Source organism: Muricoccus nepalensis (assembly GCF_006438825.1).
GTDB classification, from domain to species: domain Bacteria; phylum Pseudomonadota; class Alphaproteobacteria; order Acetobacterales; family Acetobacteraceae; genus Roseomonas; species Roseomonas nepalensis.
The window spans coordinates 1-21,883 of the sequence record NZ_RCZP01000053.1 but is presented as its reverse complement, the minus strand read 5'-3'; the positions used below and the strand labels follow the sequence as shown (position 1 = coordinate 21,883).

Annotated in this window: 18 protein-coding genes and 2 pseudogenes; 11 read left to right on the top strand and 9 right to left on the bottom strand. The window is 65.1% G+C overall.

Annotated elements, in window-relative coordinates; all coding sequences use genetic code 11:
* The first annotated feature begins 342 nt into the window (after positions 1 to 342).
* The 3 genes from EAH89_RS27495 (at position 343) to EAH89_RS27485 (ending at position 4,252) form a co-directional block, all read left to right on the top strand.
* The gene (locus EAH89_RS27495; RefSeq protein ID WP_140886894.1) at positions 343 to 1,383 is read left to right on the top strand and encodes a catalase family peroxidase; all 1,041 of its coding nucleotides are present in this window, start codon (positions 343 to 345) and stop codon (positions 1,381 to 1,383) included.
* Positions 1,380 to 1,700, top strand: coding sequence for a cupredoxin domain-containing protein (locus EAH89_RS27490; RefSeq protein WP_140886893.1), 321 nt, complete (start codon positions 1,380 to 1,382; stop codon positions 1,698 to 1,700). The genes EAH89_RS27495 and EAH89_RS27490 overlap by 4 nt, the downstream gene beginning before the upstream one ends.
* A gap of 164 nt (positions 1,701 to 1,864) precedes the next feature.
* Positions 1,865 to 4,252, top strand: a complete 2,388-nt coding sequence (locus EAH89_RS27485; RefSeq protein WP_161993791.1) for a putative bifunctional diguanylate cyclase/phosphodiesterase — start codon at positions 1,865 to 1,867, stop codon at positions 4,250 to 4,252.
* Between the two features lie 256 nt (positions 4,253 to 4,508).
* On the opposite strand, the gene EAH89_RS27480 is transcribed toward EAH89_RS27485, so the two are convergent.
* The 3 genes from EAH89_RS27480 to EAH89_RS27470 all read right to left on the bottom strand — a co-directional run bounded on the left by EAH89_RS27480 (position 4,509) and on the right by EAH89_RS27470 (position 8,238).
* Positions 4,509 to 5,219 (bottom strand): YsnF/AvaK domain-containing protein, encoded by a 711-nt coding sequence (locus EAH89_RS27480; RefSeq protein ID WP_241667243.1) that lies wholly within the window; start codon positions 5,217 to 5,219, stop codon positions 4,509 to 4,511.
* Between the two features lie 272 nt (positions 5,220 to 5,491).
* The gene (locus EAH89_RS27475) at positions 5,492 to 5,797 is read right to left on the bottom strand and encodes a DUF2382 domain-containing protein (protein ID WP_140886891.1); all 306 of its coding nucleotides are present in this window, start codon (positions 5,795 to 5,797) and stop codon (positions 5,492 to 5,494) included.
* Between the two features lie 119 nt (positions 5,798 to 5,916).
* On the bottom strand, positions 5,917 to 8,238 hold the full coding sequence (locus EAH89_RS27470) for a bifunctional diguanylate cyclase/phosphodiesterase (RefSeq protein WP_140886890.1): 2,322 nt from the start codon (positions 8,236 to 8,238) through the stop codon (positions 5,917 to 5,919).
* A 780-nt stretch (positions 8,239 to 9,018) separates the two neighbouring features.
* On the opposite strand from EAH89_RS27470, the gene EAH89_RS27465 reads away from it, so the two are divergent.
* Positions 9,019 to 9,297 (top strand): hypothetical protein, encoded by a 279-nt coding sequence (locus EAH89_RS27465; protein WP_140886889.1) that lies wholly within the window; start codon positions 9,019 to 9,021, stop codon positions 9,295 to 9,297.
* Between the two features lie 94 nt (positions 9,298 to 9,391).
* Here the strand turns inward: EAH89_RS27465 and EAH89_RS27460 are convergent, their stop codons facing one another.
* From EAH89_RS27460 to EAH89_RS27445, 4 genes and pseudogenes are all read right to left on the bottom strand, one after another.
* The gene (locus EAH89_RS27460; RefSeq protein ID WP_140886888.1) at positions 9,392 to 9,598 is read right to left on the bottom strand and encodes a hypothetical protein; all 207 of its coding nucleotides are present in this window, start codon (positions 9,596 to 9,598) and stop codon (positions 9,392 to 9,394) included.
* A 301-nt stretch (positions 9,599 to 9,899) separates the two neighbouring features.
* Positions 9,900 to 10,133: a hypothetical protein gene (locus EAH89_RS27455; RefSeq protein ID WP_140886887.1), complete on the bottom strand. Its 234-nt coding sequence runs from the start codon at positions 10,131 to 10,133 to the stop codon at positions 9,900 to 9,902.
* A gap of 663 nt (positions 10,134 to 10,796) precedes the next feature.
* A complete protein-coding gene (locus EAH89_RS27450) occupies positions 10,797 to 11,885 on the bottom strand; it encodes an HWE histidine kinase domain-containing protein (RefSeq protein ID WP_140886886.1) in 1,089 nt (362 codons plus the stop codon).
* A gap of 439 nt (positions 11,886 to 12,324) precedes the next feature.
* Positions 12,325 to 12,444 (bottom strand): annotated as a pseudogene (locus EAH89_RS27445) (IS5/IS1182 family transposase); the annotation flags it as partial.
* 132 nt (positions 12,445 to 12,576) lie between these two features.
* Here EAH89_RS27445 and istA point away from each other — a divergent pair.
* The 3 genes from istA to EAH89_RS27430 all read left to right on the top strand — a co-directional run bounded on the left by istA (position 12,577) and on the right by EAH89_RS27430 (position 16,304).
* Complete coding sequence (gene istA, locus EAH89_RS27440) at positions 12,577 to 13,836, top strand: IS21 family transposase (RefSeq protein WP_140886902.1); 1,260 nt, start codon at positions 12,577 to 12,579, stop codon at positions 13,834 to 13,836.
* On the top strand, positions 13,836 to 14,630 hold the full coding sequence (gene istB / locus EAH89_RS27435; protein WP_277753897.1) for an IS21-like element helper ATPase IstB: 795 nt from the start codon (positions 13,836 to 13,838) through the stop codon (positions 14,628 to 14,630). Before istA ends, istB begins: the two co-directional genes overlap by 1 nt.
* Before the next feature lie 120 nt (positions 14,631 to 14,750).
* Positions 14,751 to 16,304 (top strand): integrase catalytic domain-containing protein, encoded by a 1,554-nt coding sequence (locus EAH89_RS27430; RefSeq protein WP_140886885.1) that lies wholly within the window; start codon positions 14,751 to 14,753, stop codon positions 16,302 to 16,304.
* Here EAH89_RS27430 and EAH89_RS27425 read toward each other — a convergent pair.
* Positions 16,270 to 17,102, bottom strand: a protein-coding gene (locus tag EAH89_RS27425) for an IS5 family transposase (RefSeq protein ID WP_241667242.1) whose coding sequence is annotated in 2 segments (ribosomal slippage) — positions 16,270 to 16,778 and positions 16,778 to 17,102 — 834 coding nt in all. Because the reading frame shifts where the segments join, the coding sequence is not laid out codon by codon here. The genes EAH89_RS27430 and EAH89_RS27425 overlap by 35 nt on opposite strands.
* Before the next feature lie 14 nt (positions 17,103 to 17,116).
* A complete protein-coding gene (locus EAH89_RS27420; protein ID WP_140886884.1) occupies positions 17,117 to 17,926 on the bottom strand; it encodes a PDC sensor domain-containing protein in 810 nt (269 codons plus the stop codon).
* A 221-nt stretch (positions 17,927 to 18,147) separates the two neighbouring features.
* On the opposite strand from EAH89_RS27420, the gene EAH89_RS27415 reads away from it, so the two are divergent.
* From EAH89_RS27415 to EAH89_RS27400, 4 genes and pseudogenes are all read left to right on the top strand, one after another.
* On the top strand, positions 18,148 to 18,378 hold the full coding sequence (locus tag EAH89_RS27415) for a hypothetical protein (protein ID WP_140886883.1): 231 nt from the start codon (positions 18,148 to 18,150) through the stop codon (positions 18,376 to 18,378).
* A 766-nt stretch (positions 18,379 to 19,144) separates the two neighbouring features.
* Positions 19,145 to 20,875 (top strand): HWE histidine kinase domain-containing protein, encoded by a 1,731-nt coding sequence (locus EAH89_RS27410; RefSeq protein ID WP_140886882.1) that lies wholly within the window; start codon positions 19,145 to 19,147, stop codon positions 20,873 to 20,875.
* A gap of 158 nt (positions 20,876 to 21,033) precedes the next feature.
* A complete protein-coding gene (locus EAH89_RS33595) occupies positions 21,034 to 21,306 on the top strand; it encodes a PAS domain-containing protein (RefSeq protein WP_140886900.1) in 273 nt (90 codons plus the stop codon).
* A gap of 370 nt (positions 21,307 to 21,676) precedes the next feature.
* A pseudogene (locus EAH89_RS27400) lies at positions 21,677 to 21,883 on the top strand (helix-turn-helix domain-containing protein); the annotation flags it as partial.

The following is a 21,883-nucleotide window of genomic DNA, read 5'->3' as shown; positions in this document are numbered from 1 at the left end:
TCCAGTCACAGACCCTAGAATTAGAGTGACCTCGAGTTCCCATTGAGAGTGCGCGCCACTTACGAACGCTCGCACCGTGTGCTTGCAGCAGCACAGCGAGCCTGACCTTACCAGCACGTCGGAGAGCCGTGCTGGTCGGGCAAAGGAGAGAGGCGGCTTGACAATGCCGCTCACCAGCTCTGACAACCCTTGCGGTGCGCCACCGGCTGCAAGGCCGCCATCTGCTCCAAGCCGCTGCACCGAAGCCTCAGCAACCTCCTGGTAAGCCCTGAAGCATACTCTCTCGCGGGACGGTAGCTCATTGTCCGCGGTGAGCATTCCGCCTTGGTGGAGACAGCGCGAATGACACGGCTGGCAGTGATACTTTCCATACCCGAAAAGCGCCATCAGCTCACGTCTCTCATCGGTGCCGCGCTGCTCGCCGCTGGGGTGTCCGCACCGGGCCTGACTGCGGCACAGACCCAGAACCTGCCCCGCTCCGCACCGCAAGTGGCCCAACAGGTTGTAAGCTCATTCGATGCGCTTTTCGGTGGGCCTCACGCCGGACGACGGGCGGTGCATGCGAACGGATTACTCACGGAAGGCTATTTCACGCCGGCCAGGAGTGCTCCGTCTCTCAGCCGCGCCGACCACTTCGCGGGAGAGAGCTCCCCAGTTCTCGTTCGCTTTTCGAACTTTGCCGCAGTGCCTGACCTGCCCGACGCCCATGCGGCGGCCAGCCCTCGTGGACTGGCGGTTAAGTTCATGCTGCCGAATGGCGCTGACACAGACATCGTTGCTCACTCCTATGACGGGTTTCCCGTCGCCAAGCCCGACGAGTTCGTGACCTTTCTTCGAGCCCTCCCCGAGCTGGCCAGGCTTGCCGAGTTCACTGCCTCTCGTCCGGCAGCCCGCGCCTTCCTGGAGCATCCCAAACCAACCCCGGTCAGCTATGGCACGGAAGCCTACTTCGGTGTCGCGGCATTCCTGTTCTCGAACAGCTCGGGTACGACGCGCCATGGAAGATACCGATTCCGGCCCGGTGCCGGCGTCTCGCACCTGAGCGCCGCCGATGCGGCAAAAATGCCGGAGCAATTCCTTGCCGAGGAACTGGACAACCGGCTCCGCCGCGGCCCAGTGACGATCCATATTTCCGTCCAGATCGCCGCGGATGGCGATCCCGTGGATGACGGTTCGCGACCCTGGCCCAGCGACCGCCCCGAGATTGACGTCGGCACCTTGTCCATCACGCGCATCGTGCCAGCGGACGACGAACGTCAGCGGGATCTGCGCTTTATCCCGACAAACCTGGTTGACGGCATCGCTCCTTCCGCCGATCCGATGCTCGTGGCACGGACCCAGTCCTATCGGATCTCGGCGGACCGGCGGGAGGCCGGCCAGTGACCTCGGTGCGCATTGCTGCACTTATCGGCTTAGGTCTTGCCATTTGCCCGGTTATTGCCGGATCAATCACCTCTGTCTCTCAACGCAACCGCAGCTTTGAGGTCGCTGAGCTTCAGATCGCCAGGGGCGGTGCCGTTCGGTTCACCAACGATGACGCATTTCCCCATCAAATCGCCGTTCGCGGTCCATCGCTTCAGTACGAATCCGACCTCATGGCGCCGCTTCAGGCCGTCGAGTTGCAGTTCCCGGACGCCGGCCGCTTCGACGTGCGGTGCGGTATCCATCCACGAATGCGGATGACCGTCGACGTCCGGTAACGCGGGTCACCAGCCGCACACCGAATATGCCGGGCGGTTTGGCAAGCGCCACGCCCAGGTCCCAACTGTAGCCGCTGCGAGGGGACAAGATAAACAATCTCGTGAAGAGTGGGCTTAGGCTTTGGTGAACCAAGGCAAAACTACCATTCCGTATGAACCTGCGCATGAAAATCCTCGGTGGCTGCGTCGCACTCGCGTGCGTAACGGCCGCTCTTGGCGCTTTCGTGCAGAGCTCGCAGCGGGACCTCGGGTCGATAGCAATCTCTCTGTACGATAATACGTTTCTCGCAATGAGCTATCTCCGCTCGGCGCAAAACCGCCTGCTCCATGCCGAGGCGTCTCTGCAGCGGTCGAACATCGCCGAGGTCATCGATGACGGGCGAGCGGGCGTCATCGCAGCTTTGCCAGAGGCTGCCGACGATCTGATTGTCGCCGTTGAGCGGGCTCCCTCTCAGGAGGCGCAGCTTGCTGCGGAGAACCTGACGACCTCCCTGCTACAGCTGAGTGAGAAGATCACGGTACTCTCATCCACCGAGTTGTCCGCGTCGATACAGGATCTAAACTCAACGCTCGACACGCTCGTCGAGCTCTACGCTGCCGAAGGCTTTCGCCAGCGGCGGAGTGCAGGCCAGTTGATCGAGGCCAGCCTTCGACACACCTGGCTGGCCATAGGCCTTTCTCTTCTTATCGCCCTGCTTATCACGGCCATTCTTACCCGCGCCATCATACCCCCCGTCAGGGCCGCGGTCGCAATTGCCCGCGCCATCGCCGGCGGCCGCTTTGACAATGAGATAACGAGCAACGAGGGTAGCAGGAGCGAGACCGACGAGCTGCTTCGTGCGCTTGCGACGATGCAGGCGAGCTTCGTGGAACTGCTCGCCGCTCAGGAAGCATCGCATTCCGGCAGGATGGAGGCCCAGCTTGCGCGGTTCGATGCTGCACTGTCCAATATGGTGCAGGGCCTTTGCCTCTTTGGTCCGGACGACACGCTCACTGTCGTAAACCGCCGCTTCGTCGAGATGTTTGGCCAGCCAGCCATGGGGTGCCGTAAGGAGGAAGCCTTCGGCGATCCGCAGATGGCGCGGTTGTTTGCGCTTGACGACCACAGGGACTCGATTTGCTGCGATCTTGCCGATGGCCGCTCGTTCATGGTGACGAGGCGGGCGGTGACCGGCGGAGGCTGGCTTGCCACTTACGAGGATCTGGCGGAGCGGCGGCAAGCAGAAGCCAGGCTGGTCCATATGGCACACCATGACTCACTCACTGGTCTGCCCAATCGCGCAATGTTTCGCGAGCACATGACGCATGCTCTCGGACGGGCACAGCGCCAAGCGGGACTGGCTGTCATGCTCCTCGACCTCGACCGGTTCAAAACGGTCAACGACACCCTTGGTCATCTGACTGGGGATGCTCTGCTCTGCCAGGTCGCGGAGCGCCTCAAGGCATGTACCAGGCCGGCCGATCTGGTGGTTCGCCTCGGAGGTGATGAATTCGCGATCGTCCAGGAAGCGGTGGCGGCGCCTGAGGACGTCTCCGTGCTTGCCGAGCGGCTTGTTGCGGCCCTCGCTGAGCCCTTCCACGTCGAAGGGCAACAGGTAAACACGGGCACCAGCATCGGTATTGCGCTCACGCATGATGGGCTGGACGAGGCGAACGAGATGCTCAAGCGAGCGGATCTCGCGCTGTACCGAGCCAAGGAGGAGGGGCGTGGAACCTGGCGCTTCTTCGAGCCCGCGATGAACGCTCGTGTGGTTGCTAGACGCCAGCTCGAGCAGGACCTGCGGCGTGCGGTCACAGAGGAGCAGTTCCAGGTGTATTATCAGCCGGTCGTCGAAGCCGAAGGCGGGCAGATCTCTGGCTTTGAGGCTCTTGTGCGCTGGGTACACCCGGAGCGCGGAATGGTGTCGCCAGCTGAGTTCATCCCGCTGGCCGAGGAGCTTGGGCTCATCCGGGCGATCGGTGGCTGGGTGTTGCGGCAAGCCTGTTCCGCGGCGGCAGCTTGGCCTGGGGAGCTGAAGGTTGCGGTAAACCTTTCACCCGTCCAGTTCAGCGGCGGCGCGCTCGTCGCAGAGGTTGCCTCGGCGTTAAAGCATGCCGGGCTCGCCCCCCACTGCCTCGAGTTAGAGATCACCGAGTCACTGCTGCTCACTGACGATGCGGCGGTGCTGGCCACCCTGCATGAGCTTCGTGCTCTCGGCGTGCGGATCGCCATGGACGATTTCGGAACTGGGTACTCATCCTTGAGCTACTTGCAGCGCTTTCCCTTTGACAAGATCAAGATAGACCAGTCGTTCGTGCGAGGCTTAGGGCAGGATGAGCACTGCACCGCCATTATCCGCGCTGTTGTTGGGCTGGGTAAAGCACTTGGTATGACCGTCAACGCTGAGGGTGTGGAGACAGCCGAGCAGCTGGAGACGCTCCGTGCTGAAGGATGTGGCGAGTTTCAGGGCTATCTTTTCAGCAAGCCGAGACCGAGCCAGGATGTGCGCACGATGCTCGGCTCGCCGGAGTACTCGCCAGCAAGCGTCAGGCCGGGGAGTGTTGCCGCGTAGCCCTTCATTGCATGCGAGCGGCCTAGGTAGGTTGAAGAGCAGCGCTCAAGAGGTAAGCACAAGCGTCAGAATGTCGGGGTAAGTGCTTGGCATTATCGTCGGGACGGGCGGAAGCTGGGCGTGAGTGACAGGCTGGCCTCAGCCCAACAGGCTCAAGGCGGTGAACAATGCCCACGCGGCCCTCCGCAATCGAGGGCGGGTTTGGTCAGCCGGGGTGGGAAGGGTCCCACCCCAGCCACTCGTGGAACAGCGGTCCTCAACGCTTGTTGGGGTTGGCGCCGCTGATGTTGGTACCAAGCGTGTTGTCCACGGCGCGGCTCGCGGCCGTTCCGGGCGGGTTGCTGCCCGTTGTGCCAGTGACGTCGCCGCTTCCCGCCGTACCTCTGGTGTCCTCCACCTCCACCTCGGTTCGGCGCACGGTGTCACGCACCGTCTCGGTCCGCTCGCCGACGTCCTTACGGATCACTAGCTCCTCCTTAACGCGCGCCTCCTTGCCAACCACCGCCTGCTCGGAGTGCTCGGTGGCGTCGATGACCCGCTCGCGGAAGGCCTCGTCAGCATCGGTTGGCGGTCGATCTACGGCGCGGCGCTGCACGTCAACGTGCTCCTCACGCAGTGTCACCTGCTCTCTGACCGGCGTCTCCACGATGTAGGAGCGCACCCGCACCCGGCCACGCTGGACATCGCGCTTGCCAACCTGGATGCGCTCTTCAACGATCGGGATGACCTCCTCGGCCCCTGTACGAGACGGGGTGGTCGCCGCGGCGGTCTGACCGGTCACCGGTGCTGCGGCCGCACCGGTCGCGACCACACCCAGTTCGGAGTTGGCCGGGGAGGTGCCCACGGTCGCCCCGGTAGCTGCGCCGGCCTGGTGGCCCGTCCAACCCGACTGCCGCCACTCCGCTTCCTGAGCGTCCAGGTCCACAGCGCCATTGTGCTCGAGGATGTCCATGGCCCGGTCGAGCATGGTCTCATCAACCTGGGCCGAGACCACGTAGTTGCCGCGGCGGATGCCCTCGGCGTAGGCCGTACGGTCCTCGTCGGGAACAAAGAGATCCTTGAGCGAGGCCTAAAGGCCCGTGTCCCCCGTCGTGGCTCCGGCAGTGGTCGCGCCGGTCGGGGCCGCCTCAGCGGCGTACACTTGAACTTGGCCGCTCCCGATGCCCAGTTCGCGGGTCAGTTCGTTGACAGCCCTATCGGCTGCAGCCCGAGCACTGAACATGGCGGTGATGGTACGCGTCATTGTTGGCGTCCTTTCGTGTTGTCGGTCCATTCGGCCGTCCCAGCAGGCGAGGCTGCCTGCTCTGGCACCAGCCTCTCCACCGTGGCTCGCTGCACCCGCCGTTGGGTGAGCTGCTCCACGCTCTCCTCGCTGTCGACGAAGCGCAGGTGGATCTCCTCCTTGAGAACCAGCTTCTTCGTGACGACCAGGACCTCCTCGACGACGGGAACGATGATCACGTTCCCCTCCTGTCGGGTCACCGGCAATTCGCTTACCTCGCGGCCGATGGGCACGTGCTCGACCGCGGCGTGTCGGCTGCGCAGGGTTTAGGTCTATGTGGTAGCTCGCATGGCGTTTAGTTCCACGGACGTAGAGGCCTGAGCTTCAACCACCAATTGATCAAAGGCGCGAGTTTCCGGGTAAAGCATTCCGCATACGCATCTCAGGCGGCCACTGTAGCTGATCCGCCATGGGTCAAGTTTCCAAAACTCCCGATTGGCTGGGGTCTGCCGATCAGGTAGCCCTGGATCTCCGCGCATTGCGCGGCCTGCAGGACGCGGAACTGCGCTTCGGTCTCTACCCCCTCGGCAACGACGGGCAGGCCAAGGCCGCGGCTGAGACCGAGAATGCCGTGCACGAGGGCCGCGGAGTTGTCGCTGTCCGTGAGCGAGCTGATAAAACTGCGGTCCATTTTGATGCGGTCGAAGGGGAAGTTCCGGAGCATGCTCAGCGAGGAGTAGCCGGTGCCGAAATCGTCGAGCGAGAGCTGCACGCCGAGTGACTTCAGCGCGTTCAGGGTGCGCAGCGTACGCTCAGTGTCGGTGATGAGGAGGCTTTCCGTCACCTCGACCTCGAGACGCGCGGGATCGAGACTGGTCTCGGCCAGTATCCTCTCGACGGTTCCTGGGAAGTCCCCCTGCTGGATCTGCAGGGCGGACACGTTCACGGCCACCCGCAGCGGGTTCGGCCAGCCCGCGGCCTCGGCGGCGGCGGTACGCAGGACCCAGGCGCCGATCGGCAGGATGGCTCCGGATGCTTCGGCGATGGGGATGAAGACGGCAGGGCTCACCGGACCACGCTCCGGGTGCTGCCAGCGGAGAAGGGCCTCGAAGCCGCGCACGCGGCCGGTTGCGGAGTCGGCCTGCGGCTGCCACGCGAGGGACATCTCGCCTTTGGCGACAGCCTCACGAAGGTCGCGCTCCAGCGCGTGTCGCTGCCGCACCTCCTCGTCCATGCCGGCGTGGAAGAAGGCGAAGCCGGCGCGGCCGCCCTCCTTGGCGCGGTAGAGCGCGATATCCGCCGCGCGGAGGACCTCCTCGGCGGTGGCTCCGTCCTCAGGGAAGAGGGCGACACCGACCGAGAGGGAGATCGTCACCTCCGCGAAGCCGAGGTCGAAGGGTTGCGACAGCGCACCGACGAGCCGCTTGGCGAGGGCCTGGGCGCGGCCGGGTTCGTCGGTCAGGGAGAGTAGGATGACGAACTCGTCGCCGCCGCTGCGCGCGCAAAGGTCGGAATGGCGCAGGCAGGAGGACAGGCGTTCGGAGACCTTCTGCAGCAGCTGGTCGCCGGCCGCATGGCCGTAGACGTCGTTGACGGGCTTGAAGCGGTCGAGGTCAAGGCCGAGCACGGCGAAGCCTGGCCCGCCGAGCCGGTTGCGGGCGATCTCCTCCTCGATGCGCCGGCGCAGGAGGGTGCGGTTGGCGAGGCCGGTCAGGACGTCGTGGTGCGCCAGCCGCTCCATCCGGGTCTCGGTGGCGATCCTCTCGCGAAGGTCGCGGAGGGAGACGACGGTGCGGGTGCCGGCGGCGGTTTCGATGATGCGGCGGCGAAGCTCCACGGGGATGCCGCCCGCGAGGACGGCTGTGGGGTATTCCGGTGTTCCGCTCTCAAGGAGGGCGGCGAAGGGGAGACCGATGAGGCCCTCCCGCCCGTGGCCGGTCAGGAGGGCGAGCTGGCTGCTCGCGTCGGCCACCCTGCCCTCGGGGTCGAGCAGGGCGAGGGCCTCGAAGGAAGCGTCGGCTAGGCTGCGCAGCCGTCCCGCCTCTGCGGCCCGCGCGGCGAGGTCCATCCTCGCCTCGATGGCGAGGACCAGCAGGGCTGCCAGGAGTGCGACGGCGGTGATCGTCGTGATGACGAGCATGAGCTGGGTTCGCGGCAGGGCCGCTGGCGGCACCGCGACCTCCGGGTCGGGCCACACGACCACACCGCCCATGCCCGTGAAATGCAGCGAGACGATCGTGGTCACGAGCAGTCCCGCGCCCAGGAGGCGGCGCCGGGAGGAGGCGTCGCGCTGCAGGACATGGAGAGCCAAGCCGCCAAGGCCGGCCGCCAGCGCCAGGGAGGTGGCGATGTGGGCGGGGTTGAAGGTGAGGTGGCCCGGCACCCGTACCGCGCCCATACCGAGGTAGTGCATGGCCGCGATGGTGCCGCCGAGCAGGGCACCGCCCGCCGGGCGGCACCAGGAGCGAGAGGCGGACCAGACCGCAAAGCCCGTGAGGCTGCCGCCGAGCGCCACTCCCACCGAGAGGAGGGTGGGCCCGATGGCGAAGCCCATGGGTAGGCCAGGGTCGTAGGCGAGGAGGGCGACGAAATGCGTGGACCAAGCGCCTGCGCCGATCAGCACCGCGGCGAGCACGGGCCGAAAGCGCCCGGGGCTGCGCAGGGAAAGGGCGCAGGAAAGGGCTGCCGTGACGCAAAGGGCGGCCGCGGCCAGCACCACCCAGGGATCATGCTGATCGTTCAGGCAGGCAAGGATCTGGAGCATGGGCACCCGGGAAGAGACGGGTGCATCCGATCACGCGAGACTTACGGGAGAGTGAATCCAGACGATCAAATGACTTGGACCTAACCCACTACCGCTGATGCGCCTGCCTGCTGGGGAACCACCGCCATTCACGTTCTGCGAGATGTGCTGGTGCTGGTGCTGCTGCGCCGCGTGGCGGTGGAGCGCGACGCAGCTCGATCTGGCCATCGAAGCGCGCTGTGACCTGAGCATTGTCCAGGCTTTTGAGGACAAACACTCCTCATCGAGGGACATACGCTACAACCTTCGACGCAGGCTCGAGACTTCCGGCGTGACCTTTATTGATGAAGCCTTTGAGGGGCTCAACGTGCAGCTCGGTAATGCGGATCCTGGTTCCAGACGCACGCCGATGGAACAGGGAGGTGAGGAACTGCAGCCCCGAGGACTTGCGGCGCTAACCAGCCTTGTGACCGGTGTCACTGCGCCTGACGAGGAAGGCGATAAGCTCGGTAAGTAGCTCGTCAGCTTGGGTGAGGTGCTCGGCTCGAGCGTATTCGGCTAGAGCTCTCGTCGTTGCGATGGCGAGCGCTAGCTGTCTTTCTGGGGAGGCAGGTTCACACCGGCTTTCGCAGTCCTCAACCATTTGGCGCTCCCCGGCGAGGCAACTGGCCTCTTTTTGCCCTCGTTACGTTCGCTAACATACCGTGTGGAAGGTAACTGAAAGGTAAAGCGTGCTCTAAAGCATCGGCCTCGGCACCAGTAGAGCTGGGTAGGGAATCTACTCTTCAAAGGGTGTTAAAAATGAGCAATGGCTCCGACCCTCCGTCGGAGGATGCGTCTGAGCGGATGGTCGCGGCTTCGTTGGCCGAAGCGATGGACGTCATGCTCGGGCGGACGGCAGAGGGTGATCAGCCCTCCCTGATCCGAACTCTCCGCACGCAGATGGAGCGTGTCCTCACTGAGTCGCCCGTCGGTGGGGATCCGCTACAGGCGATAGCGGTGCGCAGCCGCCTGGCGGTGCTGTTTGATGCTGAGTTCGCCCGTCATGAATGCGCGGAAGGCAATCGGCAGAAGCCTTGATCCTGTCCCCGAGAGGGATGAGGAAGTGAGCCACTTTGCCGCCCGCCTCCCGGCTGCTGTCTGCGAGGGTCAGGCGATGAACTCGGCGAGCTGCTCACGGGTGGGCACCGTCGGGCGCACAGGAGCCTGCACGGGGGGGGGTGACGAGCGACAGCTCAAGGAGGCCGGCGGCGTTGCCGAGGATCGAGGCGGACCGGCCGTCGCCCTGCTCGGCCGCGTAGTCTGACAAGCACTGCAAGGTTGCCAGGACGGAGCGCAGCTCGCTCTGGAAGGGGCAGTCGGAGGTCGGGCGCAGAGACATGGCTCGGGCACTCGGTGGGGGGGACGAGGAGGGTACTTCAGGTCACTGAAGATGCAGATTCTTTCATTCGTAAAACATATCGAGCGCAAGGATTCGAAGCTCGATTTCTTGAGCGATTCCTCCATGCCAGCGAAGCCTTTGCGCGAAGTTATCTACATAAAGTGCTGTTTCATAACGGCAACATCTTCTGAAATCGGAACGTTAGATTTTGTAGTCTCGGCTGACAGATGGGGGAGAGTGTGCGAACCCTAGCCATGGTTACGGCGCCGCACTGAAGTTGGAGGTCCCCAGTTTGGCTTACTCACAACCCGTTTTTGCCGCACAGCTTCAGCAGGCCCTGCTCACCAGCCTCGAGATGTACCTTGCCGAGACCGACGACCCGGCCACGCGGTGCACGGCTCTGCATGACGCATGCGAGCGCATTGCTGAGCACCTGTCTGCGGCGCCGCTTCCGTGTTCGGGCGAGGACCAGTGGAGGCACCCGGCGCTGATCACCGCTGCCCTTTACGCGGCCACGCGGCAGCTCCAGGATCAACTGGCCGACGCCTGATCCTTCTGCCACATCCAGCTTTGTCCCCGCGGAGGGAAGCTGAGATGGCAGAAGCAGTGTGCGGCAGATGCGGCGCGATCTTTGAGTTGAACAAGACAATGCGCCGCGCGGGGACGAACCTCGAGTGGACGCAGGCTCCGAGGGCCCGGCACGGCATGCACGTCATGGTTGATCAGATCTGTCCTGTGCGACATGCCGTGGCCTACGATCCGATCCCAGGCTGTCCCGATGAGGCCAAAGCCATTCGGCAGATTGTCGATCGCGGTGAGAGTGCCTGCCGGTGAGCAGCGATCGCACAGCGCTTCCAGAGAATTAGAGCCGCCTTAACCCCCTCTTAACCTGGTCTTGGTGTGATCGGGACGCGAGAGGGCCATTAGGAAATCAGCTCGCGCATCGGGCGGGTTTTGGCCTGGGCAGTTATGGTCGGCATCACCTGCCATACCAGCCCCCCTCGGACTTCTCCGGACGGGACGGCTCTCCGCGCCCTGGGAAGTGGAGAGGTCGGCGGGGCGCCCCCCGGCCGGCCTTTCCGCATCAAACGCAACGGCAGTCCCTGTCATCTTGTCGGATGAAACGCGGCAGTCGACCCGTTCAGCATCATTGGTGCGGCGTGGCACCCAAGCCATGACCGCACGGAATCGCGGCCCTTCATCGAGCCAGCCGACTTGCAGAGAGGTGCAGTGAGACGATCAGGCCTTTAGGCTGGGACCAGTCGAAAGCTACACGGCCGCCCAGCTGCCCTTGAACACTCTGACGGACGAGCGATGTGCCAAATCCACGTCGTAACGGTTCACCAGTTAGTTCTGGTCCGCCCCTCTCTTGCCAGAGAAGGACAACCACATCTTCCGAGGGGTCAGCTGACCAGGATAGGAACACAACACCGCTCGGAACAGACAGTGCGCCGTGCCGTGCTGCATTAGTGGCAAGCTCATGCACCACAAGGGCTAGGGCTGAGGCACTGGTCGGGCCTACGTCCACCCCTGGCCCGGCTATCTCGATCCGCCCCAAGCGGCTTCCGTGATCTCCAGACCCACGGATGCCGTAAGGAGCAAGCAAGGTCTGAAGGAGCGCGGACATGGTTGTAGAGTGCAGCCCGCGGGCTGAGCCATCACCGGTCGCGTCACGCACCAAATCATGAGCGGTCGCAAGTGCGGAGATGCGGCCGCGAAGAACTCCGGCCATGGCTGCTGGATCGGCGGCTGTTCTTGCCGTGAACTGGATCAAGCCGTCGAACACGGCGAACTGATTCTTCACCCGATGATCCAGCTCGCGCACTAGGAGTTGCAATGCTTGCTCCGCACGCCTGCGCTCAGTGATGTCCTGGATGACACCTGTGTACCGGGAAACGCGTCCGGTAAGAGGATCGGTCAGCGGCACACCGCGCACCTCAACCCACCTGTCCTCGTCGCCACCCTCATGTTGGACGCGGCAGGAGAAGCAGAGGTCGGCCGAGTTCTCGACGGCACTGCCGTAAACCTGGAGAACCCCGTCCCGGTCTTCCGGCACCACGCTCGCCAGGAAGCTCTCGATGGTCCACTCAGCCAGCGGTTTTAATCCCCTTGGAACTACCGGCTGACGTCGTGCCTGAGAGGGTTGCCTCGCCGTCAGGTCGATCTCCCAAGCTGTGATGCCGGCAGCCTCTGTTGCAAGCCGGAGGCTTGCCTCGCTGTCCTGGAGGGCCGTCTCACGCCAGCGGACACCGGCAACCAGGGCAGAGATTGAGGAAGAGAGCAGCATAACTTCAGAGAGGCCACGGCCGGTTGGCACCTCGGTGGCCCTTGGGTCCGTCTGGAGACGCTGTGCGACCCGACAGAGGTCCGCCAGAGGACGCGTGATGAGCCCGGCAAGGAGCCACCCAAGCGCCGCAGCCAGCGCAGCTGCGACGCACCCCCAGAACAGTACCTGCTGTGCGAGCTGGCGAGCGGGAGCGAAGGCCGTCTCGGCGTCTTGCCGCACAAGCACCGTCCACCCCAATCCCTGGAAGGTGCGATGGCCGTGTGTTGCTGCATAACCCACCAGGTAGGGGCGGTCCTCCGCTCCATTCTCTGACCTGGGGCGCGCGACCACGCTGCCGGCCCGCTGGGCGGCAAAATCAGCAAGAGCTGCTGGAGCAAGGTCTGAGATCGATGCTCCACGTTGGCTCCGAGGTCCCAGAAGAACCTGCCCGGACTTAAAGCTAAGGACAAAACCTCCTAATTTGGCGCAGGCAGATCACGGCGCAGGCGAGGGTTGTTAGGGCGAGGTGGAGATCGGCGCGGCGCTCGTAGCGGACGGTCAGCCGCCGGAACTGGGCGAGTGTCGGGCGACATGGAATGACCCTCCCCTGGCGACATGAATTCGCCCCCCTCTGGAGAGGGAGAGAGGGATGTCGATGGATGGGGCTGGGGTGATCCAGGGTTCCGCGCTGGACGAGGCGCGGAGGGAGCGGATGCGGACGCCGGACGAGGTGGCGGCGATGCTGGCGCTCAAGGCGCGGGGCTGGGGCGTCAAGCGGATCGCGCGGGAGTTCGGCACCTGTCCCAAGACGGTGCGGCGGTATGTGCGGGAGGGAGCCTGGTCCGGTTACTCCCGAGCGCGGCGGGTACCGGCGCTGGAGGAGCTGTCGGGCTGGATGGAGGAGCGGCTGGTACGGCATGGCGGCAACGCCGACGTGGTTCGGCAGGAGCTGGCGGCCGAGCACGGGCTGGTGGTGAGCCTGCGGACGGTGGAGCGGGCCTGCGCGCCGTACCGGCAGCGGCTTCTGGCTGCGGCGCGCGCGACGGTGCGCTTCGAGACGCCGCCCGGGCGGCAGCTGCAGATCGACTTTGGTGAGCGGCGGGTGGCGATCGCGGGTGTGCCGGTGCGGGTGCACCTGTTCGTGGCCACCTTGGGCCACTCGCGCCGGCTGCACGTGCGGGCCTTCCGGAGCGAGGCCCAGGAGAGCTGGTTTGAGGGAATTGAGGGCGCCTTTCAGGCTTTCGGCGGCGTGCCCGAGGAGATCCTGTTCGACAACGCCCGCGCCCTGGTGGACCGGCACGACGCGGCGACGCGCGAGGTGGTGTTCAACGCCCGCCTGCACGCCTTTGTGCGGCACTGGCGCGTGCGGCCGCGGGCCTGCGCGCCCTACCGGGCCCGCACAAAGGGCAAGGACGAGCGCGGGGTGGGGTACGTCAAGCGCAACGCGATCGCCGGGCGTGACTTCGCCAGCTGGGAGGCGCTGGAGGCGCATCTGGTCGCCTGGACCCGGGAGGTGGCCGATGTGCGGGTGCACGGCACCACGGGCGAGGCGCCGATGGTGCGGTTCCTGCGCGACGAGGCCGGGGCGCTGCGCCCGCTGGACGGCACGCCGCCGTTCCGGGCGATGCGCGACCTGGTCCGGCGGGTAGGGTCGGACTGCGCGGTCGGGGTGGAGGGCAACAGCTACTCGGTGCCCTGGCGGCTGATCGGCGAGCGGGTGCGGGTAACGCTCGGGGCGGGGATGGTGAGGATCAGCCACGCCGGGCGGGAGGTCGCGGTCCATGCCGTGCTGGAGGGCCGGCGCGGACGGTCGACCGAGCCGGCCCACTTCGAGGGTGTGGCGGGATTTCGCGGCCGGGCTGTCCGGAGAGAGGCCAGCCGCACCACGGGAGACACGCTCACCCCGGCCGAGCTGCCAGCCTTGCTGAGGCCCTTGGCCGAGTACGAGGCAGTGGCCGGGGGCGCCTGGTGATGATGCCGAACGAGGACCGCCTCACGGCCATGCTGACGCGGCTCAAGCTGACGGCCATCCGCGACGGGTTGGACAGCCTGCTGGACGAGGCCGCGCGTGGAGAGCTGACGCTCCGCGAGAGCCTGGCGCTGCTCTGCGAGCGCGAGATCGCGCGCAAGGACAGTCGTCGGATCGAGATGGCGATGGGGCTCGCGCGGTTCCCCTACGCCCGCGACCTCGCCGGCTTTGACTTCACGGCCCAGCCCTCGATCGACCGCGGGCAGAGACGCGACCTCGCCAGCGGGCGGTTCGTGGGCAACGGCGAGACGCTGATGCTGCTCGGGCCACCGGGCGTGGGGAAAACCCACCTGGCGGTGGCCATCGGGCGCGAGGCGATCAACGCCGGCTACACGGTGCTGTTCGTGCCCGCGCCCACCCTGGTGGCGCAGCTGGCCAAGGCGCATGGCGAGGGTCGGCTCGAGGAACGGCTGCTGCACTTCAGCAAGCCGCGGCTGCTGATCGTCGATGAGCTCGGCTACCTGCCGTTCGAGCCGGATGCCGCGCACCTGTTCTTTCAACTGGTCAGCCGCCGCTATGAGCGGGGCTCCATGCTGGTGACCTCCAACCGTGCCGTGGGGGAGTGGGGCGGCGTGTTCGGCGATCCCGTGGTGGCCACCGCCATCCTCGACCGCCTGCTGCACCACAGCCACGTCATCACCATCCGTGGCGACAGCTACCGGCTCAAGGAGAAGCGCCGCTCAGGCCTGCTGAGGGCTACGGCGCCCGAGCCGATTACAGGGTCAGGGAAGGCGTAAACCGGGGGGAGTTTTCGTGACGCCAAGGAGCGCATTGCCTCAAACTGAATGCTACCGGCGGGCGCCGTTGCCTCAGGATGTTTGCTACCGGGCAGGGAGCGCCGGGCCGGGAGGCAGCGGATGGCGAGGCGGATCAGCATGTCGACGCGGGGCGAGTTGCTGGAGGTGGTCCGCGAGCGGTACGAGGCGGCCACGCGAACCGAGCGCACGCGGATCCTGGACGAGTTCACTGCGGTGGCCGGGTACCACCGAAAGCATGCGATCCGGCTGCTCGGCGCGGTGGAGCGGCGGCAGGAGGAGCGGGTGGGGCCGGCTTCGCCCGGGAAAGGGCGTGCCCGGGTCTATGGGCCGGAGATCAGGGAGGCGCTGATCCAACTCTGGGAGGTGTCGGACCGGGTCTGCGGCAAGCGGCTGCGGCCCATGGTGCGCGTGCTGCTGCCGGCCATGGAGAGGCACGGGCGGCTAGAGTTGGATGCGGCGACACGGGCCAAGCTGCTGAGAGTGAGCGCGGCGAGCATCGACCGGCTGCTGGGGGAGGTTCGCCGGCTGGCAGGCGGCGGCCGGCGGCGCCCGGCCGGGTTCGGCACGGCCGTGCGGCGAAGTGTGCCGGTGCGGACGTTCAACGACTGGCGTGATCCGGCGCCCGGCTGGGTGGAGGCGGATTTCGTCACGCATGGTGGGACATCAGTGGCCGGCGCCTACGTGCAGACGCTGGTGCTGACGGACGTGGCCACCGGCTGGACGGAGTGCATCCCGCTCGTCGTGCGAGAGGCAGAGATGGTGGTGCATGCGTTGGGTCGGGCACGGGAGCTGTTCCCGTTTCCACTGCGCGGGCTCGACTTTGACAACGACAGCCTGTTCATGAACGAGGCCGTCGTGGGCTGGTGCCGGGCGGCAGGTCTGGAGGTCACGCGCTCGCGGGCCTACCGCAAGAATGACCAGGCCTGGGTCGAGCAGAAGAATGGCGCGGTGGTGCGGCGGCTGGTGGGCTATGGGCGGTTCGAAGGCGTGCTGGCGGGTGAGGCCCTGGCCCGTCTGTACGCGGCGTCCCGGCTGCACGGCAATCTGTTCCAGCCGTCGTTCAAGCTGCGAGAGAAGCGGCGCGAGGGCGCGCGCGTGCTCAAGCGCTATCACGCGCCCGAGCCGCCCGTTGCGCGCGCCCTGTCGCACGTGGCGGTGTCGGAGGGGGACAAGGCGCATCTGCGAACGATGCTGGCGAACGCCGATCCGGTGCTACTGCTAGCGGAGATCCGATCAGCGCAGGCCCATCTCGGCCAGCGGGTGGACGAACGCGGTGCGGGAGCAGAGCGGATCGCCGGTCCGGCGCCGGTGAACATCGAGCGGTTCGCGGCCAGCCTGAAGGTCGCCTGGTGCGCCGGAGAACGGCGCCCGACGCACCGGCGCCGGTACATCCGGAGAAAGCCGCTGGTGCGGCCGTCCATCATGGACGGGGTGCGCGAGAGGATCACCGCCTGGCTGGAGGTGCAGCCCGCCCTGACGGCGGTCGCGATCCTGGCTCGCCTCCGGGAGGCGGATCCCGATCGGTTCCAGGCCCGGCACGAGCGAACGGTCCAGCGGTTCGTGAAGCTCCGCCGGGCGGCCATGGCGCGAGACGTTCTGCTCGGAGGCCCTCCCGTGCCTACCAAAACAGAGCTGCGGATCCAGCCCGCCTGAGAGGCGCTCCTCCTCGACCAGCCCAGCCGGCTGGGAAAGCGACACGAGAGCGTTGGGTCACATTCCGACTTGAGGCAACACGAGGAGGGCGTTTCCGATGTCGTTTGACAGCGAGCCAGGCGAAGGTCCGCTCAACCACCCAGCGGTGTCGTCCGAGGCGGGTGCTGCTCTCGATGCCGCGCCGTGCGATGCGCGGGGTGATGCCGCGAGCGCGGCACTCGCGACGGCAGCGGCGGTGATCGTAAGCCTTGTCGGCGTGGAGCTTGGCGGGCCTGCGGCGCGGGCGCCCGCGGTGCCTGGCCCGCACACCGGGCACCGCGTCCAGCGTGGGCACCAGCATGCGGCTGTCGTGACGGTTGGCCCCGCTCAGCGTCAGGCCGAGCGGCGTGCCGCGAGCATCCGTGACGAGGTGGCGCTTGGTGCCCGGCTTGCCGCGGTCCGTCGGGTTTGGCCCGACGTCCTCACCCCCCTTTTCGCGGGCAGGCTCGCGCTGTCGAGCGCCGCCCTCCTCCAGTCCAGGGCACCTGCGTCCTGCAGCCGCTCCAGCAAGGTCCGGTGCAGCCGGGACCACACTCCAGCGGCATGCCACTCGCCCAGCCGACGCCAGCAGGTCTTGCCGCAGCAGCCCAGCTCGGTCGGCACCTCGTGCCACTGAATGCCCGTCCGCAGAACAAACAAGATGCCCGCCAGCGCCGCCCGGTCGGGCGCACGCGGCCGACCGCCTTTCGGCTTCGGCCGCTCTCGCGGCAACAGCGGTTCCACCACCGCCCAAAGGTCATCGGGAACGAGGAGGGCCATCCCTCCCCAACGCCTCAACCCAGGTTTTGTCCCGAGCTTTTAGACAGAATGAAGGCCTCAGCGCCCGGGTGGCGTGCGAGAACGGGAGCCATCACGTGGCGCTCAATGCCTTCCGCCCACTCCCAATAGAGGTGGGCGCCAACAACCCCAACGAGCGCATTGTCAGCGGCGCGAACAGGAGCGGCCAAGTCCACGAAGCGCGGCGGGTTATCCGGCCCCCGACCAAGAAGGGGGGCCATGAGAATGGCATCATGCACGTCGGAGACGAAAGGGCCCTGCTTGCCTCTTTGAAAGTACTCTCGCCCCGAAACATCAGCACCACGCAGAATGCCAGAATTCGTCTCAACAACTCGCCCATCGGCGCCGATGTAGCCGAGGATGGCGTAATCCGGGTAAGTCTCTTGCAAGCGCTCCAGTATTCGCCGACGACCATCGATTGTCACGTTCGTATCTATCATCGCGTCCAGCGATGCAGCGACCTGGACATCACGAAGGCGTTCAAATAGGCCGCGATCAAGCAAGGCAGCCACGTTCTCCGCGGCCGATATAAATTCCGCTCCAATATCGGCTCTGATGCGCTTGTCAGCCACTCGCCCTATGGCGGCTGAGGAAATGACGGTAGCAAGGAGGGCAAGGGCACCGAACGCGGCGGCGAGGACAACCTTCAGGCTCGGCGTGAATGCTTGGTGCGCGGTCACCGCAAGCCCAGTGGTCTGCGCCCCTGCCTGCGTCGCCAGATCGACCACATCCACCGGAGGAGACAATGACCCTTCTGTAGCGACCTGCTCCTGGTGCTGGACACCAAGCCCCTGCACTCCATCCATGCGGAAGAACTAGCTCCGGTTGTACTGACCTCGGAAACCGCTACGCATGCGTGTTGATCCAACCTATGTGCGGTTGGGTGATTTGCCTAGGCCAGCATGGCTACAGGGGTTAAGGAATCCTGGGTATACGTGGCAGCTGTGTACTATCAGGCCGCCCCTCCCAAGACTCCACCTGCCTTTGTTTACTGGACCTTGTTGGGGTGCCTCTATGTCCGCAGTGCGTGTCCACCATAGCCATGGCCGTGTTCCTGGAACACTTCGCCGCCACCCTCGCCACCGACGACCACGCCGTCCTCGTGCTCGACCAGGCAGGCTGGCACGGCTCGCGCCACCTCCGTATGCCCAACAACATCACTGTGGAGGTTTGCCGGCCGGTCGTGCCCGCCTTTGAACCCGATCGATCCCAGATCCGGTTCAACCTTCCCGATGTGCTACGATACCGCGCTCACTAGCCGCCTCGTCGATGTCTGCGCCTACCACTACGGCAGGCGGATCGACTTCTCCCAGCTGGGCAAGCCGACGGAAAACGCCTTCATCGCAACTTTCAAGGGCTCTCTCTAGGACCCCGTGAGTTCATCGCCCGCCAATCGTCCACCCCAGTCACCTGTCCGGTCTGATGGGGAGCACTCCAGCGGCGGCACGGGTGGATCTGATCTGCTTAGCCCCTGGATCGCGCTTCGACGCCTAGTGAGCCTTTGGCCAGCCCTGCCCACGTGGGCGCCGGCAGCTTCCCCGCGTCTAGCCAGACGTCCACCAGCGCCACGATCGCGCCCAGGTGCCCGAGGCCGCCCCACAAGCAGCGCGGCCCCTACGGCTGAGATAAGGCATCAAGCAGCACCAATTGCGAAGGGCTTGCCAAATGCATCGTACGCGGCATGCCTGCCGGCGGCAGCCCTGACAAGCTCTTCGCCTCCCAGGCGGCCCTCATGAGAGGCTTTCCGAAAACCGACGCGGGTGTAGGAGCCAGACCCGACAATGCCTCTCCTTCCGCGAAAGCCCAGTAGACCAAGCTGGATCAGATCGTCCAATCCAGAGCCTCAAGGAGCAGGCTCGCTTGATGCAGCTAACTTACGCTAGAAGCGTTATAGGTTTGTTCAATCAGAGGTAACTGTGCCTCCCAATCGGGGTCGCAAAGAGGAAGTTGGAGCGTGCGGACCAAGCAGTCGGGCGGTCGAAGCTGGGCAGCGAGTTCTAGCTTGCTTTTAGGCACGTGAGATCATGCCGGATCCGCAGCAACCTCAAGACGGCAAGACTTTGACCGTGGCACCCACGGAGAAGCGCCTGCACGAACTTGAGGCCGAAGTTCGCTCATTACGACAGGAGTTATTCTCTGCTCGTGCGGCATTGAGGGGGAGCCGCCCTAACGACAGTCACCTGGTGCATAACCTGGCATCAGAAGCCTTGCAGGATCGCGCGCACCTTACGCTATCTCAGGTCGAGAACACGGTGCTGCGTCAGGTCAACGCCGGGCTTGCTGAAGAAGGCCGGGCGCTTCGGGCAAGCGAGGGGCAGTTGGATCGCCTGCTCGACACCGCCCCTGTCGCTATCGTTGAGACTGACGCTGTCGGTACCTTCGTCTACGCCAACCGAGCGGCCGTGAACATCCTTGGGCTGATAGGGCGGGACGTGAAAGGCCGCCGTTACGATGCTGTCGAATGGCATCTGTTTTGGTCCGATGGCAGCATCGTAGATCCTCAGGAGCGGCCGATAGCGCGGGCTCTACGCGGCGAAACTGTGGAAGAAGTCGAGGTGCTACTCGCTGCCCCCCAGACCACCTGGCAAAGTCTAGTACTTCGCGTTGCTGCCGTGCCGGTACGCGGTGACAGCGGAAAGATCGGGGGCGCTCTCGCAACCCTTGTCGACGTCACGGCACGTCACGCGGCAACAACGGCCTTACAAGCCAGCGAGGAGCGATCGCGGCTAGCTTTCGAGGTCGCCGGCGCCTGTGCCTGGGAGCTCGACCCGACCACGGGCTCGTCAACCTGGGACGCGGCCGCGCGCACCCTCCTTGGCTTACCAGAAAAACTTTCCTTCGATGATGCGATTGCCGGCTTCGTGCACCGGGACGACCATGCCAACGTGCGTACCGCGATTGCTTCGGCCCTCGACCCTGCCGGCCACGGCCGCTACTCACTCGAGCATCGTGGCCTCCAGGTGCAAACGTCATCGGGAGCACGGTGGCTGCACTCCCTCGGGCAGGCTTACTTCCAGGGAACGGGGCCGACGCGAAGACCGGTCCGCCTGGTATGCGTCACCTCGGATGTGACGCAGCGTCATGTGGCTGAGGAGCGACGGGCGCTACTTGTGGGGGAGCTTAACCATCGCGTCAAAAATGCGCTCACTGCGGTTCAAGCTCTTGCCGAGCAGACACGCCGTGCGACTGACAGGCACCTCTCAGATTCGCCCGAGCGACGCCAGTTTCATTCAGCCTTTCAGTCACGGCTGCTGGCCCTGGCACGTGCCCACGACCTGCTGACACGCGAGGATTGGAAAGGGGCAACGCTGCGCGACATCTTGGTCAGCACGGTCGAGCCTCTCGTAAAAATCTTCGCAACCGAATCCACTGGTGGCGACGAGCTTAAGCGGGTTGAGATTGCCGGCCCATCGGTCCGCATCAGACCAGAGCCCGCGGTGACTCTCGCAATGGCGATGCACGAAATGACAATCAATGCTGCCAAGTACGGTGCCTTGTCTCTTCCTCATGGGGAGGTCACCGTTACATGGAGATTTTCGCCTGATCGGACCTCCGTTGATTTACTCTGGGCTGAGGCTGGAGGCCCGCCGATCACAGGTCCACCAGCGGAGGACCGACGTGGCTTCGGCCTCCGCTTGCTCGAACGTGGGCTTGCCCGGCAACTCGGCGGCTCAGTCCACCTTGATTTCTCGTCGAGCGGTTTGCGTTGTCAGATACAATTGCCCTTGTACCCAGATCGCGCCCTATCTCGCTGATCCCAAAAAAATTGGTATTTTTAAAACGTTTTTGGTCGGCTTTACGCATCAGCAGGATGGGAGTCGATCGCACCGGGAGCCTTATGGCTGGCCGGCCTGCCGATTGGGGTTCGCCGCGCCCTGGGTGAGGCGCGTTCGCGTGCGGGCCAGCGTGGAACATTCGCAGCTTTGCGCGAGAACGAGGCGAGGCTGCCCTTGGACCCTGGAAACTCGATCTCCGCAGCCATGGGCTGACCACATCAACAAATTTCTGGGCGGCGTTTGGCCGCGGGCTTGAGGCTCCTTTTTCCCGTGAGGACCTTCGCGCTGCCATTCACGCCGAAGATCGCGAGCAGGTCGGTTCGACGATAGCTCAATCGATCGCGGAGCGCGCTGACTACGACGTCGAATACCGGGCTGTGCGTCCCGATGGCACGGTGTGCTGGCTCTAGGTCAGTGGACAACCGGTCCATGCAGCGGACGGAACACCACTGGGCCTGGCAGGCGTCGCGCACGATATCACCGAACGCAAGCTCGCCGACAAGCGACGAGTTTTACTGTCGCGTGAGGTGATCCACCGCGTGAAGAATGCACTTGCCGTCGGGCCGGCTATGCTGCAGCTGACAGTGCGATCTACATCTAGGCAATCGAAGGCAGAGTTGCCGTTTTGGTTCGCGCGCAGGTGTTGCTGGTTAAGGACCGCTGGGCAGGTGCTGACTTACAAGCACTACTAATACTAAATCTCGGAGACCCTGACTCTCGTGGGGGATTCCCTCATGGGGCCGGATCGTGATTCAAGATGGCGAACGCTGGAGGTTCGCCATGGCCATTCCGCTTCGGGGTGACTTCGACGCGGTTCGCCTGCGCGTGGCAGCGCGACGGACGAAGGATGCGGCTCAGGCCCGGCGGCTGCTTTCGCTAGCTGCGGTTTACGATGGTGCGACGCGGACCGAAGCGGCCAGGATCGGCGGCGTGACGCTGCAGATCGTCCGGGACTGGGTGCTGAAGTTCAACAGCGCCGGTCCTGAT

Excerpts from the sequence above, each read along its gene's own strand:
- EAH89_RS27410 (WP_140886882.1), top strand. The coding sequence starts at position 19,145 with ATGCCGGATCCGCAGCAACCTCAAGACGGCAAGACTTTGACCGTGGCA.
- EAH89_RS27465 (WP_140886889.1), top strand. The coding sequence starts at position 9,019 with ATGAGCAATGGCTCCGACCCTCCGTCGGAGGATGCGTCTGAGCGGATG.
- EAH89_RS27450 (WP_140886886.1), bottom strand. The coding sequence starts at position 11,885 with ATGCTGCTCTCTTCCTCAATCTCTGCCCTGGTTGCCGGTGTCCGCTGG.
- EAH89_RS27460 (WP_140886888.1), bottom strand. The coding sequence starts at position 9,598 with ATGTCTCTGCGCCCGACCTCCGACTGCCCCTTCCAGAGCGAGCTGCGC.
- istB (WP_277753897.1), top strand. The coding sequence starts at position 13,836 with ATGATGCCGAACGAGGACCGCCTCACGGCCATGCTGACGCGGCTCAAG.
- EAH89_RS27485 (WP_161993791.1), top strand. The coding sequence starts at position 1,865 with ATGAAAATCCTCGGTGGCTGCGTCGCACTCGCGTGCGTAACGGCCGCT.
- EAH89_RS27470 (WP_140886890.1), bottom strand. The coding sequence starts at position 8,238 with ATGCTCCAGATCCTTGCCTGCCTGAACGATCAGCATGATCCCTGGGTG.
- EAH89_RS27430 (WP_140886885.1), top strand. The coding sequence starts at position 14,751 with ATGGCGAGGCGGATCAGCATGTCGACGCGGGGCGAGTTGCTGGAGGTG.
- EAH89_RS27420 (WP_140886884.1), bottom strand. The coding sequence starts at position 17,926 with ATGGATGGAGTGCAGGGGCTTGGTGTCCAGCACCAGGAGCAGGTCGCT.
- istA (WP_140886902.1), top strand. The coding sequence starts at position 12,577 with ATGCGGACGCCGGACGAGGTGGCGGCGATGCTGGCGCTCAAGGCGCGG.
- EAH89_RS27480 (WP_241667243.1), bottom strand. The coding sequence starts at position 5,219 with ATGCTCGACCGGGCCATGGACATCCTCGAGCACAATGGCGCTGTGGAC.
- EAH89_RS27495 (WP_140886894.1), top strand. The coding sequence starts at position 343 with ATGACACGGCTGGCAGTGATACTTTCCATACCCGAAAAGCGCCATCAG.